20 protein-coding genes and 1 tRNA gene are annotated in these 16,683 nt (G+C 69.5%); 13 read left to right on the top strand and 8 right to left on the bottom strand.

Annotated elements, in window-relative coordinates; all coding sequences use genetic code 11:
- Window positions 1–185 precede the first annotated feature (185 nt).
- A complete protein-coding gene (locus ACZ7MG_RS29545) occupies window positions 186–1,514 on the bottom strand; it encodes a nicotinate phosphoribosyltransferase (protein WP_471393195.1) in 1,329 nt (442 codons plus the stop codon).
- A 144-nt stretch (window positions 1,515–1,658) separates the two neighbouring features.
- Here ACZ7MG_RS29545 and clpS point away from each other — a divergent pair, with 144 nt between their 5' ends.
- The 8 genes from clpS (at window position 1,659) to ACZ7MG_RS29505 (ending at window position 7,498) form a co-directional block, all read left to right on the top strand.
- A complete protein-coding gene (gene clpS / locus ACZ7MG_RS29540) occupies window positions 1,659–1,976 on the top strand; it encodes an ATP-dependent Clp protease adapter ClpS (RefSeq protein ID WP_471393196.1) in 318 nt (105 codons plus the stop codon).
- A gap of 11 nt (window positions 1,977–1,987) precedes the next feature.
- Window positions 1,988–2,590: a DUF2017 domain-containing protein gene (locus ACZ7MG_RS29535; protein ID WP_471393199.1), complete on the top strand. Its 603-nt coding sequence runs from the start codon at window positions 1,988–1,990 to the stop codon at window positions 2,588–2,590.
- A gap of 219 nt (window positions 2,591–2,809) precedes the next feature.
- The gene (locus tag ACZ7MG_RS29530) at window positions 2,810–4,255 is read left to right on the top strand and encodes an amino acid permease (protein WP_471393201.1); all 1,446 of its coding nucleotides are present in this window, start codon (window positions 2,810–2,812) and stop codon (window positions 4,253–4,255) included.
- 87 nt (window positions 4,256–4,342) lie between these two features.
- Window positions 4,343–4,765 (top strand): M67 family metallopeptidase, encoded by a 423-nt coding sequence (locus tag ACZ7MG_RS29525; RefSeq protein WP_471393204.1) that lies wholly within the window; start codon window positions 4,343–4,345, stop codon window positions 4,763–4,765.
- 117 nt (window positions 4,766–4,882) lie between these two features.
- Entirely contained in the window at window positions 4,883–5,950 is a 1,068-nt protein-coding gene (locus tag ACZ7MG_RS29520; protein WP_471393207.1) for a LacI family DNA-binding transcriptional regulator, read from the top strand.
- Between the two features lie 100 nt (window positions 5,951–6,050).
- Window positions 6,051–6,146, top strand: a complete 96-nt coding sequence (locus ACZ7MG_RS29515) for a putative leader peptide (protein ID WP_020115562.1) — start codon at window positions 6,051–6,053, stop codon at window positions 6,144–6,146.
- A gap of 116 nt (window positions 6,147–6,262) precedes the next feature.
- Complete coding sequence (locus ACZ7MG_RS29510; protein WP_037703545.1) at window positions 6,263–6,541, top strand: MoaD/ThiS family protein; 279 nt, start codon at window positions 6,263–6,265, stop codon at window positions 6,539–6,541.
- A gap of 6 nt (window positions 6,542–6,547) precedes the next feature.
- Window positions 6,548–7,498 (top strand): PLP-dependent cysteine synthase family protein, encoded by a 951-nt coding sequence (locus ACZ7MG_RS29505; protein ID WP_471393211.1) that lies wholly within the window; start codon window positions 6,548–6,550, stop codon window positions 7,496–7,498.
- A gap of 183 nt (window positions 7,499–7,681) precedes the next feature.
- Here ACZ7MG_RS29505 and ACZ7MG_RS29500 read toward each other — a convergent pair whose 3' ends face one another.
- Window positions 7,682–8,158 (bottom strand): type II toxin-antitoxin system PemK/MazF family toxin, encoded by a 477-nt coding sequence (locus ACZ7MG_RS29500; protein WP_471393214.1) that lies wholly within the window; start codon window positions 8,156–8,158, stop codon window positions 7,682–7,684.
- 293 nt (window positions 8,159–8,451) lie between these two features.
- On the opposite strand from ACZ7MG_RS29500, the gene ACZ7MG_RS29495 reads away from it, so the two are divergent.
- Window positions 8,452–9,204 carry an MBL fold metallo-hydrolase gene (locus ACZ7MG_RS29495; protein WP_471393217.1) on the top strand — a complete coding sequence of 251 codons (753 nt, stop codon included), beginning with the start codon at window positions 8,452–8,454 and terminating at the stop codon, window positions 9,202–9,204.
- 86 nt (window positions 9,205–9,290) lie between these two features.
- Here the strand turns inward: ACZ7MG_RS29495 and ACZ7MG_RS29490 are convergent, their stop codons facing one another.
- From ACZ7MG_RS29490 to ACZ7MG_RS29480, 3 genes are all read right to left on the bottom strand, one after another.
- Window positions 9,291–10,541 (bottom strand): PTS transporter subunit EIIC, encoded by a 1,251-nt coding sequence (locus ACZ7MG_RS29490; protein WP_471393220.1) that lies wholly within the window; start codon window positions 10,539–10,541, stop codon window positions 9,291–9,293.
- 111 nt (window positions 10,542–10,652) lie between these two features.
- Entirely contained in the window at window positions 10,653–11,219 is a 567-nt protein-coding gene (locus ACZ7MG_RS29485) for a DUF2087 domain-containing protein (protein ID WP_471393222.1), read from the bottom strand.
- A gap of 113 nt (window positions 11,220–11,332) precedes the next feature.
- On the bottom strand, window positions 11,333–12,604 hold the full coding sequence (locus ACZ7MG_RS29480) for a PTS transporter subunit EIIC (RefSeq protein ID WP_471393225.1): 1,272 nt from the start codon (window positions 12,602–12,604) through the stop codon (window positions 11,333–11,335).
- A gap of 83 nt (window positions 12,605–12,687) precedes the next feature.
- On the opposite strand from ACZ7MG_RS29480, the gene ACZ7MG_RS29475 reads away from it, so the two are divergent.
- The 4 genes from ACZ7MG_RS29475 (at window position 12,688) to rdgB (ending at window position 15,042) form a co-directional block, all read left to right on the top strand.
- Window positions 12,688–12,981: a PTS sugar transporter subunit IIB gene (locus ACZ7MG_RS29475; protein ID WP_471393227.1), complete on the top strand. Its 294-nt coding sequence runs from the start codon at window positions 12,688–12,690 to the stop codon at window positions 12,979–12,981.
- An 85-nt stretch (window positions 12,982–13,066) separates the two neighbouring features.
- Window positions 13,067–13,804, top strand: a complete 738-nt coding sequence (gene rph / locus ACZ7MG_RS29470; protein WP_471393230.1) for a ribonuclease PH — start codon at window positions 13,067–13,069, stop codon at window positions 13,802–13,804.
- Between the two features lie 195 nt (window positions 13,805–13,999).
- Complete coding sequence (locus ACZ7MG_RS29465) at window positions 14,000–14,398, top strand: hypothetical protein (RefSeq protein WP_471393233.1); 399 nt, start codon at window positions 14,000–14,002, stop codon at window positions 14,396–14,398.
- A 41-nt stretch (window positions 14,399–14,439) separates the two neighbouring features.
- Entirely contained in the window at window positions 14,440–15,042 is a 603-nt protein-coding gene (rdgB, locus tag ACZ7MG_RS29460; RefSeq protein ID WP_471393236.1) for an RdgB/HAM1 family non-canonical purine NTP pyrophosphatase, read from the top strand.
- A gap of 56 nt (window positions 15,043–15,098) precedes the next feature.
- On the opposite strand, the gene ACZ7MG_RS29455 is transcribed toward rdgB, so the two are convergent.
- From ACZ7MG_RS29455 to ACZ7MG_RS29445, 3 genes are all read right to left on the bottom strand, one after another.
- Window positions 15,099–15,173, bottom strand: a tRNA-Leu gene (locus tag ACZ7MG_RS29455).
- A gap of 10 nt (window positions 15,174–15,183) precedes the next feature.
- The gene (locus tag ACZ7MG_RS29450) at window positions 15,184–16,044 is read right to left on the bottom strand and encodes an HNH endonuclease (protein ID WP_471393239.1); all 861 of its coding nucleotides are present in this window, start codon (window positions 16,042–16,044) and stop codon (window positions 15,184–15,186) included.
- On the bottom strand, window positions 16,041–16,667 hold the full coding sequence (locus ACZ7MG_RS29445) for an HNH endonuclease signature motif containing protein (RefSeq protein ID WP_471393242.1): 627 nt from the start codon (window positions 16,665–16,667) through the stop codon (window positions 16,041–16,043). Before ACZ7MG_RS29445 ends, ACZ7MG_RS29450 begins: the two co-directional genes overlap by 4 nt.
- Window positions 16,668–16,683: the final 16 nt, after the last annotated feature.

The following is a 16,683-nucleotide window of genomic DNA, read 5'->3' as shown; positions in this document are numbered from 1 at the left end:
CTTCCGAGCCTAGAGACTTCGAGCGCTGTTCGGGAGGGGGCATCCGGCGCTCGCCCGGTGCGCGGACCGGAGCACGGGCCCACCACGCGGGCGCTCGGGGGCTCGCGGGAGAGCGCGCCGGACACATTCACTCCGGCCCACTCCCAGCGTGCGCCCGGCCGCCGCCCACCGCGTATCCGAGCGGCTCAGACGTACTCCGTCGGGATGACCGCCTCGCCGCGCGACAGCTGTGTGGCCGACAGCGGGAGGTTCGCCCGCGCGGTCACATGCCGTGCGCGGACGACGTCCAGGGGCTCCCGGGAGAGCACCCGGCCGTCCTCGATCAGCCGGACGAGAAGCTGACGGTCCTGGAGCTCCTCGGGCACCGGCCCGGTGCCGATCACCTCGGCCTCGGCGACCCCGTGCTCGTCCAGCCGCCGCGCCGCCCACTTGCGGCCCCCGACGGACGTCTTCCCGCCGCTGGACTTCTTCGCCACGGGCACCAGCGGGTCCGTGGGGTCCGCGGACTCGGCGCGGGCGACCAGCTTGTAGACCATCGAGCAGGTCGGGTGCCCGGACCCGGTCACCAGCTGCGTACCGACCCCGTACGCGTCGACCGGCGCCGCCGCCAGCGAGGCGATGGCGTACTCGTCGAGGTCCGAGGTCACGATGATCCGGGTGTCCGTGGCGCCCAGCTCGTCCAGCTGCTGCCGCACCCGGTGGGCGACGAGCAGCAGATCGCCGGAGTCGATGCGCACGGCGCCCAGCTCGGGCCCGGCGATCTCCACGGCGGTCCGTACGGCCTCGGCGACGTCGTAGGTGTCGACGAGCAGCGTGGTGTTCCGGCCGAGGGAGTCCACCTGGGCCTGGAAGGCGTCCCGCTCGCGGTCGTGCAGCAGGGTGAAGGCGTGGGCGCTGGTGCCGACCGTCGGGATGCCGTAGCGGAAGCCGGCGGCCAGGTCCGAGGTGGAGGTGAAGCCACCGAGGTACGCGGCGCGCGAGGCGGCCACGGCGGCCAGCTCGTGCGTGCGCCGGGCGCCCATCTCGATCAGCGGGCGCCCCCCGGCGGCGCTGGACATCCGGGAGGCGGCGGCCGCGATCGCCGAGTCGTGGTTGAGGATGGACAGGATCACGGTCTCCAGGAGCACGCACTCCGCGAAGGTGCCCTCGACCCGCATGATCGGCGAGCCGGGGAAGTACACCTCGCCCTCCTGGTAGCCCCACACGTCCCCGCCGAAGCGGTAGCCGGCGAGCCAGTCGAGGGTCTCCGCGTCGACGACGGAGCGTTCGCGCAGGTAGGCGAGGACGGCCGGGTCGAAACGGAAGTTCTCGACCGCGTCCAGCACCCGTCCGGTGCCGGCCACCACGCCGTACCGGCGTCCCTCCGGCAGCCGCCGGGTGAAGACCTCGAACACCGAACGCCGCTCGGCCGTGCCCGCTTTCAACGCGGCCTGCAGCATCGTGAGTTCGTACTGGTCCGTGAAGAGCGCGGTCGAGGGGACGTCGACCGGCAAACCGAGGTCCGCTGTGTTCATGGCAAGGGATCGTACTCCCATTTCGTCAGTCTGACGATTTCTGCCGGATCTTCGGCGGATCGTCGGCGGATCTTCGGCGGATCGTTTCTCGTCCGCCCAGGTCACGGGGTCGCATTTGTGCGGGCACCCCCCTGTGGTGGCAGCATGGGCGGTGTGACGGCAGCCGTACCCATGGAGATCGAGAAGACCGAGTCGGCGGAGGAGACCTTCGCCGTTCCCGAACCGGACGTCCCGTGGGTCACGATCGTCCACAACGACCCGGTGAACCTGATGAGCTACGTGACGTATGTGTTCCAGGCGTACTTCGGGTACTCGAAGGACAAGGCCACCAAGCTCATGCTCGACGTCCACCACAAGGGCCGCGCGGTCGTCTCCAGCGGAACACGCGAGGAGATGGAACGCGATGTGCAGGCCATGCACGGCTACGGTCTGTGGGCCACCCTCCAGCAGGACCGGAAGTAGCGACGCACCTGATGCCAGGACAATTCGAAGCGCTCCCCGGCGGCGGCGCGGCCGTCGCGCTCGACGAGGTCGAGATCTCCATCATCCGCTCGCTGGCGGTGCAGCTCCTGGAGCTGATCGGCCCGGGACCGGCCGAGGAGGCGGGCGACGACCCGCTCGCCGAACTCTTCGCCGAGGGCCCGAGCGAGCCGCCCAAGGACCCCGTCCTGCTGCGGCTGTTCCCGGACGCCTACAGCGATCCCGAGGGCACCCCGACGGCCCGGGAGGCGGAGGAGCAGCGGGCGTACTCCTCTGAGTTCCGCCGCTTCACCGAGAACGACCTGCGGGCCGGCAAGCGCGAGAAGGCGCTCGCGGTGATCCACTCCCTGGACGCGCTGGCGGCCACCGGTGAGGGCGGGGCCGTACTGAAGCTGTCGGCGGACGACTCCCGGCACTGGCTCGGCTGCCTCAACGACCTGCGGCTCGCCATCGGCTCCCGGCTCGACGTCGTCGACGAGGAGGACACCGACCTCCTCTACCGCCTCCCGGACGAGGACCCGCGCAAGCCGATGGTGATGGCGTACCTGTGGCTGGGCGGCCTCCAGGACTCGCTCGTCACCACACTGATGCCCTGAGGGAGCCGTCCGGGGTTCGTCGGGTGTTCGCTCAGAGGACACTCAAATCCGAATAACGATCGCGTCACCACGCCCGCGAGGGATGCCCTCGCGGGTGTTCTTTGTCCGGTTCTTCCTGTGACGTGCGCCATAGAGCGGTCGGTGGATCAAGAGTGCGGCCGTGATAGATCTCCAGGACTGCCAGCACATCCGGGGGGATCGGCGAAAGGCACACCACACATGACCTCCGCTCAGGTCAGCAAGAACGGCGACGAGGCCGCACCCGGCGACGCACCCGAAGAGGGGTACGAGCGCGGGCTCGGCAGCCGCCAGGTCCAGATGATCGCGATCGGCGGCGCCATCGGCGTCGGCCTCTTCCTCAACGCCGGGGCGAACATCGCCAAGGCGGGACCCAGCCTCATCCTGATGTACGCCATCGCCGGCGTGATCATCTTCTTCATCATGCGGGCGCTCGGCGAGCTGCTGCTCTATCGCCCCGTCTCGGGCTCCTTCGCGGAGTACTCCCGCGAGTTCCTCGGCCCGTTCTTCGGCTACTTCACCGGCTGGACGTACTGGCTGCTGTGGGTCGTCACCGGAATGGCGGAGCTGACCGCCGCCGCGATCTACATCAACTACTGGTTCCCGGACGTCCCGCGGTGGGTCTCGGCCCTGGTCTTCCTGGTCGTCCTGTTCGTGGCGAACCTGATCTCGGTGAAGCTGTTCGGCGAGATCGAGTTCTGGTTCTCGATGATCAAGGTCACCGCGATCATCGGCATGATCGTGATCGGCCTCGGCGTCCTCACCTTCGGCTTCAGCGCCGCCGGCGACACGGCCGCCGTCTCCAACCTCTGGGCCTACGACGGCTTCTTCCCCAAGGGCATCGGCTCCTCCCTGATGACCCTCCAGGGCGTGATGTTCGCCTACCTCGCCGTCGAGCTGGTCGGCGTCACCGCCGGGGAGTCCGAGAACCCGGAGAAGACCCTCCCCAAGGCGATCAACACCCTGCCCTGGCGCATCGCGCTCTTCTACGTCGGCGCCCTCACCGTCATCCTGTGCGTGGTGAAGTGGACCGAGTTCGCGCCCGGCGTCAGCCCCTTCGTGGCGGCCTTCGCGAAGATCGGCATCCCGGCGGGCGCCGCGATCGTCAACTTCGTGGTCCTCACCGCGGCCCTGTCCTCCTGCAACTCCGGCATGTACTCCACGGGCCGCATGCTGCGCACCCTCGCCGACAGCGGTGAGGCCCCCGGGGCCTTCAACAAGCTGTCCGCCACCAAGACGCCGGCGTTCGCGATCTCGGTCTCCGTGCTCTTCATGGGCATCGGCGTGGTCCTGAACTACATCGTCCCGGACAAGGCCTTCGAGTACGTCGTCTCCGTCGCCACCGGCGCCGGCATCTGGACCTGGCTGATGATCCTGATCAGCCACGTCCGCTACCGCCGCGCCGTAGACGCAGGCCGCCTGCCCGCCTCCTCCTTCCCGGCCCCGGGCGGCGCGATCGGCAGCTGGATCGCCATCGTCTTCCTGCTCTTCGTCACCTGCCTCATCGCCTACGACCACGAGGCCCGCGTCAGCCTCTACGTCATGGCCGGCTGGGCGGTGGCCCTCGGCATCGGCTGGGCCGTGCTGAAGTCCCGCAACCCGGGGGTCACCGGCCGCCGCGAGCCGGAGTTCGAGAAGATCGGCTGAGGCCCGCCGACAGGCATCTGCCCAGCATGTGGGCCGTCCCGTACCACCCTTCGGTACGGGACGGCCCCTCTGCTTATCCTGACGAGCATGCTGACCATCACCCAGGCACTCGTCGACCAGATCGTCGCCCACGCGCGCAAGGACCACCCCGACGAGGCGTGCGGCGTCATCGCCGGACCGGCGGGCTCGGACCGGCCCGAGCGGTTCGTCCCGATGCTGAACGCGGCCATGTCGCCCACGTTCTACGAGTTCGACTCGGGGGACCTCCTCAAGCTGTACCGGGAGATGGACGACCGCGACGAGGAGCCGGTGGTCGTCTACCACTCCCACACGGCCACCGAGGCCCACCCGTCCCGCACGGACATCTCGCTCGCCAGTGAGCCGAACGCCCACTACGTCCTCGTCTCCACCGCCGACACCGACGGCCTCGGCGAGTTCCAGTTCCGCTCCTTCAAGATCGTCGAGGGCGAGGTGACCGAGGAGGAGGTACGGATCGTCCAGGCGTACTGACCGGGACCGGGACCGGGCCCCGACCCGGACCGGGGTGGGCGGTATACGCGGCGGCATTCACGGTTACGGTGTCCGTACGCACGCGCACGCACACAACTGCCCGCGACGGAGACGGTGTTGACTCAACAGACGCGACGACTGCCCGGCCGGCGCCCCACCCTCGACGACGTCGCACGCGGCTCGGGGGTGTCCAAGTCCACCGTGTCGCGGGTGATCAACGGCGAGGACAAGGTCCGCGCGGCCGTCGTCGAACGGGTCCGGGAGGTCATCGCCGAACTCGGCTACGTACCGAACTCCGCCGCCCGCCAACTGGTCACCCGCCGCAACAACGCCATCGCCGTCGTCGCCAGCCAGCCCCAGAACCGGCTCTTCATCGACCCCTTCTTCGACCTCCATCTGCGGGGCATCCGCAAGGAACTGGTCGCCCACGGCGCCCAGCCCGTCCTGCTCTTCCTGGAGGAGCCCGAGGAGTACCCGCGCGTCGGCGACTTCCTCGGCGGCGGCCATGTCGACGGCGCCCTGCTGTTCTCCCTGCGCGCCGACGACCCGCTGCCCGGCATGATCGACCGGCTCGGCCTGCCCGCCGTCTTCGGCGGCCGCCCCCTGGTCCGCGAGGGCGAGCGGGCGCACGACCGGGTGTACGTCGACGCCGACAACCGGGGCGGCGCCCGCGAGGCCGTCCGCCATCTGGTCGCGCTGGGCCGGGAACGCGTCGCGACGATCACCGGTCCGGTCGACCGGGAGGCCTCCGCCCTCGACCGCCTGGACGGCTACCGGGACGTGCTGCCGGACGCCTCGCCCCTGCTGGTCGAACACTCCGACTACACCCGGCAGGGCGGTGCCGACGCCATGGCCGTGCTCCTGGACCGCCGCCCCGACCTGGACGCCGTCTTCGTCGCCTCCGACCTGATGGCCTCCGGCGCGCTCCAGGTGCTGCGCGAGCGCGGGCGCCGGGTGCCGGACGACGTGGCCGTCGTCGGCTTCGACGACCTCGCGCCCATCGCCGAGCACACCGACCCGCCGCTGACCACCGTCCACCAGGACATCGAGGGCATGGGCCGGCTCATGGCCCGGCTGCTGTTCAGCGGCGCGGAGAACCCGGCCGGCCCCGGCGCGCCGGGGCCGGCGAGCCCCCTGTCCTCGGTGGTCACACCCACCCGACTGGTCGTCCGAAGCTCGGCCTGACCCCGCCCCCGAAGAGCGGGGTCTCACTTGTCGGCCCGAATCCGTCCGGCATGTGGGATCACATTCCGGGACCCGGACCGGGAATCGATACGATGAGCCCATGGTTTTTGACGACGTGAGCGAGAAGACGCCGGGCGCCCTGCTCGTGGCGCGGCTGCACGTCGACCTGTGCAGGCTCGCCAGCGCCATCTGTTGACGCCGACCCCTGCCGCCGTACGGCCGTGAGCCGCGGCGCGACCCCCTGTGTGACCACGCACTCCCGCGCTGCCGCGCGCCCACCGACCCGACCACTCCCGACAGGAGCCGCACACCATGGCCATCGAGGTCCGCATCCCCACCATCCTCCGCCAGTACACCGACGGTCAGAAGGCGGTGGAGGGAGCCGGTGCCACCCTCGCCGACCTGTTCACCGACCTGGAGACCCGTCACACGGGCATCCACGCCCGCATCGTGGACGGCGGTGAACTGCGCCGCTTCGTCAACGTCTACCTCAACGACGAGGACGTCCGCTTCCTGGAGGGCATCAACACCAAGCTGTCCGACGGCGACAACGTGACGATCCTGCCGGCGGTGGCCGGCGGCATGGCCTGATCACCCATGCGCTACGACTCCCCGCTGGCCGCGGTGGGCAACACCCCTCTGGTGCGCCTGCCGCGGCTGTCGCCGTCCGCCGACGTCCGTATCTGGGCGAAGCTGGAGGACCGCAATCCGACGGGTTCGGTCAAGGACCGGCCCGCCCTGCACATGATCGAACAGGCGGAGAAGGACGGTCGGCTCACCCCCGGCTGCACGATCCTGGAGCCCACCTCGGGCAACACGGGCATCTCCCTGGCCATGGCGGCCAAGCTCAAGGGCTACCGCATGGTCTGCGTCATGCCCGAGAACACCTCCCAGGAGCGGCGTGAGCTGCTCGGCATGTGGGGCGCCGAGATCATCCCGTCCCCGGCGGCGGGGGGCTCCAACACGGCCGTACGCGTGGCGAAGGAACTCTCCGCCGAGCATCCCGACTGGGTGATGCTCTACCAGTACGGCAACCCCGACAACGCGGGCGCCCACTACGCCACGACGGGCCCGGAGATCCTGGCGGACCTGCCCTCCATCACCCACTTCGTCGCCGGTCTCGGTACGACGGGGACGCTGATGGGGGTGGGCCGGTACCTGCGCGAGCAGAAGCCGGACGTCAAGATCGTCGCCGCCGAGCCGCGCTACGACGACCTCGTCTACGGGTTGCGCAACCTCGACGAGGGCTTCGTGCCCGAGCTGTACGACGCGTCCGTCCTCACCACGCGCTTCTCCGTCGGCTCCGCCGACGCGGTGACGCGTACGCGGGAGCTGTTGCAGCAGGAGGGCATCTTCGCCGGCGTCTCCACGGGGGCCGCGCTGCATGCGGCGATCGGGGTCGGCAACAAGGCGGTGAAGTCCGGCGAGCCGGCCGACATCGTCTTCGTCGTCGCCGACGGTGGCTGGAAGTACCTGTCGACGGGCGTCTACACGGCCGCGACGACGGAAGAGGCCATCGAGACGTTGCAGGGGCAGCTCTGGGCATAGCGGGCGGCGGCGCGTTGTCGGCTGCGGGTGCGTGGGGCTTCTCGCGCAGTTCCCCGCGCCCCTTAAGGGCCTACGGCCCTTTCGGGCCGAAAAAGCACGGGGCGCAGCCCCTGCTTTTTGAGGGGCGCGGGGAACTGCGCGACCAGCCCCCACCGGACCCGCACCCGACAACGCACCCCCTCCTCAGCCGGACAAATGGCGGACCTGGTCCCAAAGGATCGGGTCCGCCACGCCCGCCTTGCGGCGGAAATCGCGGACCGGCACCTCACGCAGCTCGCCCGTCTCCAAAAAGCTCGGCCGCCCCCGCGCGTCACCGACCGCGCCCGGCGGCAGCGGGATCACCCCGGCCCGCTCGTCGCGGTAGCGGCTCGTGATCTTGGCGACCCGTGCCCGGTCACCCCGTACGGCCAGCACCAGACACGGCCGGTCCTTGCCCCCGGGCCCGTCCTCGAACGGCACACTCGCCCACCAGATCTCGGCGGGCCGGGGCCGCGGCACAGGCCCCCGCGCCCGCTCGGGACGCCCCGGCGGCCGCTCCCGCCCACCCGGCCGTCGCGACCGCCGCGGCGGTCGCCGTGACCGCCCCCACCCGTCGACGACCGTCGCGACCAACGCCAGCGCCACCACCGCCGCGAGCGCCAACCACCAAGACGTGTCCATGGCCCCGACGGTACCGGCGCACACCACCCCACGCCCGCCTGGTCGCACGCTCCCGCGCCCTTCCACGCCACTTCACCCCGCCCGAGCGCGCCGCAACGGCCCTACCACCAGCCGAACCGGTGACACCACAGGTGAGTTCGCCCACAACGACCCCTGGCGGAGGAGCGACCCACCCTTTTGCGCCTTACGCTCAACGGACCGCACCACTCCTGCTACACCCCTGTCCGCCCTTCGCAACCCAGCGCAACGACACGACTGTCACGACTTCACGCCAGCGCGGAGGTTCCGCTCTTATGAAGCTCACCGTCGTCGGCTGCTCGGGGTCGTTCCCGTCCGCGGAATCGGCCTGTTCGAGCTACCTCGTAGAGGCCGACGGCTTCCGGCTGCTCCTCGACATGGGCAACGGTGCCCTGGGCGAGCTGCAGCGCCACTGCGGTCTCTACGACCTCGACGCGATCTTCCTCAGCCATCTGCACGCCGACCACTGCATCGACATGTGCGCCTATTTCGTCGCACGGTACTACCGCCACGACGGGGGCCGCTGCGACCCCATCCCGGTCTACGGACCCGAGGGCACGGAGCAGCGTCTCACCACGGCCTACGCCGACACCCCGTCCGCCTCCTCCATGAGCGAGGTCTTCGACTTCCACACGGTCAAACCGAGCACGTTCGAGATCGGCCCCTTCACCGTCCACACGGAACGGGTCGCCCACCCCGTCGAGGCGTACGGCATCCGGATCGAGCACGACGGCCGGGTCCTGACGTACTCCGGGGACACCGGTGTCACCGACACCCTGGACGAACTGGCCCGCGACGCCGACCTGTTCCTCTGCGAGGCCGCCTTCACGCACGGCAAGGAGAACATCCCGGACCTCCACCTCAACGGCCGCGAGGCCGGGGAGACGGCCACGAGGGCGGGCGCCCACCGACTCGTCCTCACCCACGTCCCGCCGTGGACCGACCCCCAGGTCAACCTCGTCGACGCCCGCGCGGTGTACGACGGCCCGGTGGAGCTGGCGGTGCCGAGGAAGTCGTACGAGATCTGAGCCCCCTGGGCACGACCCGGGCATGACGAAGGCCCCGGAACCTTCCCGGTCCCGGGGCCTTCGTCATGCCGTACGGCGGTCGGATCTCACGCCTTGGTGAGGTCCTCGACCTCCTCCTCGGGCTCGCGGCCCGGGGTGGGGAGGTTGAACCTGACGATGGCGAAGCGGAAGACGGCGTAGTAGATCGCCGCGAAGACCAGGCCGATCGGGATGATCAGCCAGGGCTTGGTGGCCAGGCTCCAGTTGAGGCCGTAGTCGATGGCGCCCGCGGAGAACGTGAAGCCCGCGTGGACACCGAGCGCCCAGGTGACCGCCATGGAGATGGCCGTGAGCACCGCGTGGATCACGTACAGCAGCGGGGCGATGAACATGAACGAGAACTCGATCGGCTCGGTCACACCGGTCACGAAGGAGGTCAGCGCGAGCGAGATCATCATGCCCATCACGGCCTTGCGGCGCTCGGGGCGAGCGGAGTGCGCGATCGCGATCGCGGCGGCCGGCAGACCGAACATCATGATCGGGAAGAAGCCCGACATGAACTGACCGGCCGTCGGGTCACCGGCGAAGAAGCGGTTCAGGTCACCGTGCACGACGGTGCCGGCGGAGTTGGTGAAGTCGCCGATCTGGAACCAGGAGACGGTGTTGACGAACTGGTGCATGCCGATCGGGATCAGCGCACGGTTGATCAGACCGAACAGACCGGCACCCGCCGCGCCCAGCCCGGTGATCCACTCGCCGGCGTCGGAGATGACCTCACCGATGGGCTCCCAGACCAGACCGAAGAAGACGCCCATCGCGGTACCGACGAAGGCCATGATGATCGGGACGAGCCGGCGGCCGTTGAAGAAGCCGAGCCAGTCCACCAGCTGCTTGCGGTGGTAGCGCTGCCACAGCACGGCGGACAGCAGACCCATGAGGATGCCGCCCAGGACACCCGGGTTGTTGTAGGTCGCGGCTATGTCGGCGCCGGCCTGCACCTTGGCCTCGGTGACGGGGAAGGCCTTGAGGACGTTGCTGTAGACCAGGAAGCCGACCAGGGCGGCCAGCGCGGTCGAGCCGTCCGACTTCTTGGCGAAGCCGATCGCCACACCGATGCAGAACAGCATCGGCAGGTTGTCGAAGATCGCGCCACCGGCCGTGGCGAAGACCGCCGTGACCTTGTCGGGCAGGTTCAGCTTCTCCTGGACGTCGGCCTGGCCGAGGCGGAGCAGGATGCCCGCCGCCGGCAGCACGGCGATGGGCAGCTGGAGACTGCGGCCGACCTTCTGCAGGCCCTGGAAAAGACCGGATCCCCACTTCTTCGTGGGGGCCGCCGTTGGCGCGGTGGCGGTGCTCATAGACTTCCTCCATCGGGTGGTGGTCTACACCACTCAGTGGTGTAGACCTGTTGTAGCAGATGGGGAAGGGATCAGGAACCCTCGGTTCCTACCCGGATTTCGGACGACTCGTCAGACCCGTACGTACCGTGTGCCCGACTCGTCGCGGCGCAGCAGATCCTCGTCCACCAGCGCCCGGCGCAGGGTCACCCAGTCGTCGAACCACTGCCCGCAGAACGCGTTGACCTGCGCCTCGGAGTAGGCGACCCCGGCCTCGAAGGAGTCGGCGACGACGGCCAGCACCCGGGCGCGCACCTCCGCGGCGCCGGGGATCGAGGTCAGCCGGCCCTTGCGGAAGTAGGCCCCCGCGCCGTCCCCGCCGCCGCGCCCGGAGATCCGTACCTCCGCCTGGACGGCCAGCCGGAACGTGTCGTCGAGGAGCCGGTAGGCGCGGGCCTCGGCGTCGTACGCGGCGATCCGCCCGTCGACGAGCCTGCGCAGCGCGACCGCGGCGGCGGCCGGGCGCAGGCCCGTCCGCTCCGCCACCTCGGCCGGTGAGGTCGCGCCGAGCGCGAGCGCCGCGAAGGCGTCCCGCCGGTCGGTCTGGGCGAGCAGACCGACGAGATCGCGACAGGAGGGCGGCGGATCCTCGACGGAGGGGAGGTCATGGGTGTCGGACGTGGTGCGCGATGTGTCCATGGGTGTCAACTTTCGGTTCGCCGTAGGGAATTGGGGCCGCACCTCGTGTGCGGCCCGACCTCTACGACTACCGCGCCCCCCGCGGGCCGGGGCAACCGAATTCCGTTGCCGGGCTACGGCTTCGTCATGTCCTCCACCTCGTCCTCCGGCTCCCGCCCCGGGGTCTTCAGATCGAACCTCGTGATCGCGAACCGGAAGATCACGTAGTACACGGCCGCGAAGCACAGCCCGATCGGGACGATCAGCCAGGGCTTGGTCGCCAGGTTCCAGTTGATGACGTAGTCGATGAGCCCGGCGGAGAAGCTGAAGCCGTCGTGCACCCCGAGCCCCCAGGTCACCGCCATCGACACACCTGTCAGCAGCGCGTGCACCACATACAGCCCGGGCGCGATGAACAGGAACGAGTACTCGATGGGCTCGGTGATGCCCGTGACGAACGACGTCAGCGCCACCGAGGTCATCAGCCCGCCGACCTCCTTGCGCCGGCTCGGCTTCGCGCAGTGCGTGATGGCGAGCGCGGCGGCCGGCAGCGCGAACATCATGATCGGGAAGAACCCCGAGGTGAACTGCCCCGCGGTCGGGTCCCCGGCGAGGAACATGTTGATGTCACCGTGCACGACCTCCCCGTCCGGCTCGGTGTAACTGCCGAACTGGAACCAGATGGGCACGTTCAGGAACTGGTGCAGCCCGATGACGAGCAGCGCCCGGTTCGCCACCCCGAACACCCCCGCGCCCCACGCGCCCAGACCGCTCAGCCAGTCGCTGAAGCTCTCCAGCGCGTCACCGATCGGCGGCCAGATCCACAGACAGAGCGCGGCGAACGCGATCGCCACGAACGACATGATGATCGGCACCAGCCGCCGCCCGTTGAAGAACCCGAGCCAGTCCACCAGCTTCGTACGGTGGTAGCGCTGCCAGAGATACGCGGTCAGCAGCCCGATCACGATCCCGCCGAAGACCCCCGGGTTCTGGTACGAGAACGCCGCCACCGTCCCGTCCGGTGTCTGGCACCCCGTGTCGACGGCCTGCGAACCGGCCGCGCAGTCCTTGGGGAACTCGTGCAGCACGCTGTAGTAGACGAGGAACCCGGCGACCGCCGCCAGCGCCGTCGTCCCGTCCGACTTGCGTGCCATGCCGATCGCCACGCCCACGCAGAACAGCAGCGGCAGCCCCAGCTCGCCGTTGAGGAGCGCGCCGCCCGCACCGTCCATCACCTTGGCGACGTCCGTCCAGCCGAGCCCCTCGTCGCCGAACATGTCCGGCTGGCCCAGGCGGTTGAGGATGCCCGCGGCCGGCAGCACGGCGATGGGCAGTTGAAGGCTGCGGCCCATCTTCTGCATGCCCTGGAAGAGATGGGTGCTCTGGAGTGCGCTGCCGGCGTTCATTTGGCGACCGTTCGTCCGGTGGTGTAGACCAGTGACCGTCATCCTTCGGTACGGATGGCGGGGCCGCTCGCGAAGCTGGGCCAATGGTGGGTTGCTGCGGCAAACTGCGACAACAGGGAAAAGGCAACAAGGGGAGAGTGGGCATGGCCAGTAAGGCTGAGAAGATCGTCGCCGGGCTCGGTGGCCTCGACAACATCGAAGAGGTCGAGGGCTGCATCACGCGCCTGCGCACCGAGGTCCGCGACGCCTCCCTCGTGGACGACGCCGCCCTCAAGGCCGCCGGAGCCCACGGCGTCGTCAAGATGGGCACCGCGATCCAGGTCGTCATCGGCACCGACGCCGACCCCATCGCCGCGGAGATCGAAGACATGATGTGAGCCCCGCGCGCTCACGGACGAGGCTCCTGCCCGCGGGACCGCCGGGGGAGGAGCCCCCTCCGTATGTGCCGATAGGCTCAGCGCCATGTCTCGAATCGACGGCCGCACGCCCGAACAGCTCCGCCCCATCACCATCGAACGCGGGTGGAGCAAGCACGCCGAGGGCTCCGTCCTCGTCTCCTTCGGCGACACGAAGGTCTTCTGCACCGCCTCCGTCACCGAAGGCGTCCCCCGCTGGCGCAAGGGCAGCGGCGAGGGCTGGGTCACCGCCGAGTACTCCATGCTTCCCCGCGCCACCAACACCCGCGGCGACCGGGAGTCCGTACGCGGCAAGATCGGCGGCCGTACCCACGAGATCTCCCGCCTCATCGGACGCTCCCTGCGCGCGGTCATCGACTACAAGGCGCTCGGCGAGAACACCATCGTCCTCGACTGCGACGTCCTCCAGGCCGACGGCGGCACGCGTACGGCGGCCATCACCGGCGCGTACGTCGCGCTCGCCGACGCCGTCGCCTGGGCCCAGGGCCGGAAGCTGATCAAGGCCAACCGCCAGCCCCTCACCGGCACCGTCTCGGCGGTCTCCGTCGGCATCGTCGGCGGCGTCCCCCTCCTCGACCTGCGCTACGAGGAGGACGTGAAGGCCGACACCGACATGAACGTCGTCTGCACCGGCGACGGCCGCTTCGTCGAGGTCCAGGGCACCGCCGAGGCCGAGCCGTTCGCCCGCGAGGAGCTCAACTCCCTGCTGGACCTGGCCGTTTCCGGCTGCGACGAACTGGCCGCCCTCCAGCGCAAGGCGCTTGATACGGTCCTCGAAAGGTAAAGAAGGGTAAAGGGCGCACCAAGAGCGCCGGCCGCCGGTGGCAACCGCGGCGGCCCCGCGCGCGTCCTTGCCCATACGGGCGCACGGCACACCACCGTGCGCCCGGCCACACCGCAGTAGCCGTTCACGCACCACACGTTCATGCACCGCAGGGGGCCGTCAGGCCTGCAACCAGCCCATCAGGAGGACCGTTCCATGGCCGCGAGCCGCCGACGTCGTATGACCGCCATCGCCGGAGCCGTAGCTGCCGTCGCCCTCACGGCCGGGCTCACCACCGGCTGCGACGCGGTGAACAAGGCCCTGGACTGCGTCCAGACCGCCGAGGCCATCGCCCAGAGCGTGAACGACCTCCAGCAGGCCGTGCAGACCGCGGCCGACGACCCGACGCAGCTGGAGGAGTCCCTCGCCTCCATCGACAAGAACCTCGACGACATTGGCGACAAGACGGACAACACCGACGTCAACAAGGCCGTCGACTCCCTCCAGAAGGCCGTCACGGACACCCAGGCGGCCGTGGAGAGCGGCGACACGACGCCCGACATCAGCGGCATCACGGACGCGGCGGGCGAACTGACGAAGGTCTGCACCTCGTAACCGGGGCGAGCGCGGCGGCGGGGATCGCGATACTGGTGGGCATGACCCGCCTGATCCTCGCCACCCGCAACGCCGGCAAGCTCACCGAGCTGAAGGCCATCCTCGCCGACGCGGGCCTCGCCCATGAACTCGTCGGCGCGGACGCCTACCCGGACATCCCCGACGTCAAGGAAACCGGCGTCACCTTCGCCGAGAACGCCCTGTTGAAGGCCCACGCCCTCGCCCGGGCCACCGGCTTCCCCGCCATCGCCGACGACTCCGGCCTCTGCGTCGACGTCCTGAACGGCGCCCCCGGCATCTTCTCCGCCCGCTGGGCCGGCCGCCACGGCGACGACCAGGCCAACCTGGAACTGCTCCTGGCCCAGCTCGGCGACATCGACGACTCCCACCGCGGCGCCCACTTCAACTGCGCCGCCGCCCTCGCCCTGCCGGACGGCACGGAGCGCGTGGTCGAGGGCCAACTGAGGGGCGTCCTCCGCCACACCCCGTCCGGCACGAACGGCTTCGGCTACGACCCGATCCTCCAGCCCGACGGCGACACCCGCACCTGCGCCCAGCTGACGGCAGAGGAGAAGAACGCGATCAGCCACCGGGGCAAGGCCTTCCGGGGGCTGGTGCCGGTGCTGCGGGAGCTGTTGGGCTGACCGATCACACGAAACGCCCCGCACCTTCGAAACGAAGGTGCGGGGCGTTGTTTCGGTGGGCCCGGTGGGACTCGAACCCACGACACACCGGACCTAAACCGGCGCCCTCTTGCCAGCTGGGGTACGGGCCCGCAGCGTCGCCTACTCTATCGGGCTTCGGGGACGTGGTACGCGGCGAGATCGACTTGCGTAGGTGGCTGTCTGGCTGTGGCAGGAAGGGCACAGATACCGGAGGTTTTCGCGGCGGTTGTCCAGCCGGTCACCGTTGATGTGATCGATCTCCAGGACCAGTCTCCTGCCTTGCCAGATGTCGCCGATGCCGCACGAGGTGCAGACGTGCGGCACTCCGAGGTCGTCGAGGGCCCGACGTAGCAGGGCGGTTCTGGTGCGGTTCGAGCTCGGCTCCAATCGGCGCAGGATCTGGTCGGGGGACTTTCGGTGCCGCGACACAGTGCCGCGAAAGTGGCCCTGCCCGGTGAAGTGATCAGTGGCGATGCCGTGTGCCAGCAGAGTGCGCTTCACTCGTGTGCGGGCGGCGCCATTGGTGTCGTGGTAGCCGAGGATCTTGAGCAGGCCGCCAACGCTGGTGGCTCGGGCAGCCGCTGATGCGAGAACGTCCGGGGGAAGGTCTTCGAGGCTGCGTCCGCACCGACGTGTGAAGTGCGACGTGTCGATGCCGTATTGGTCCAGTCGCTTTCTGACGAGCCAGTAAGGACTGTCCTCCGGCGGATAGCCCAGATACTCGAACATCTCGCGGATGCTGTGCGACTGGGTCGCAGCCTCTTCCAGTAGTTCGCGCGCATAGGACCGCTTCTCTCGGGGCGGAAGCGGCTCTTCGACGAAGTGTGAGGCATCGATCCCATAGTGCTCCAGCCTGCGGCGCAGGTAGCGCCGAGGGCCGCTGCCCAAGGTCGTGCCCAGCCGCCGCATCATGTCCACCAGGCTCGTCGAGGTGGCCGCAGTCCTCATCAGCACGTCCCTGGTGTACTTGGGAGTGCTCATGCGCTCTTCCGCTTCCGACGTCCCCGGTAAGTGTCGGTCGTGGCATGGCAGTTGGGGCACAGCAGCCGTAGATTCTCCGGGCGGTTGTCCCACCAGCCGCCGCTGATGTGGTCGACTTCGAGTAGGAGCGGCTTGCTGTTCCACTCCGGCCCCGTGCCGCACGCCGCGCAGATTTCACGGACTCCCGTACGCAGGAGTTCTCGGAGCAGCCGGTTGCCGGGGACCCTTCCGTCCTCGGGGCTGCGCAGGGTGAGAGGGTTGCCGAGCGATCCCTTCGGGCGCCCTCTGCGCGCGGAGTTGAAGTGGGAAGTGTCGATTCCGAGCGTGGCGATCCGGCGACTGATGTGTGTTTGGTTGCCCCCGACCTGGTTGATTCCGAGGTGGCGCACTACGTCCTTGATGCTGGTAGACACCGCCACGGCGGCGCGTAGGCGCTCTTCCGTGTGCCGGACCCGGTTCGTGGCGAAATGTGAGATGTCCACGCCGGCCTCAGCCATCTTCTGGCGTAGGTAGCGCCTGCTTCCCGGAGTCGGTCTGCCGCCGCACCACCGGACGGCCTCGTCGATGTGTCTTGTCTCGCGCGCTGCTTCCTTCAACAGTTCGCGGGTGTACCTGACGGTCATGACCTCTCCGTTCCCG

Source organism: Streptomyces sp. NPDC107538 (genome assembly GCF_055657445.1).
The sequence above is the reverse complement of the archived record's forward strand: the minus strand, read 5'-3'. Positions and strand labels throughout refer to the sequence as shown.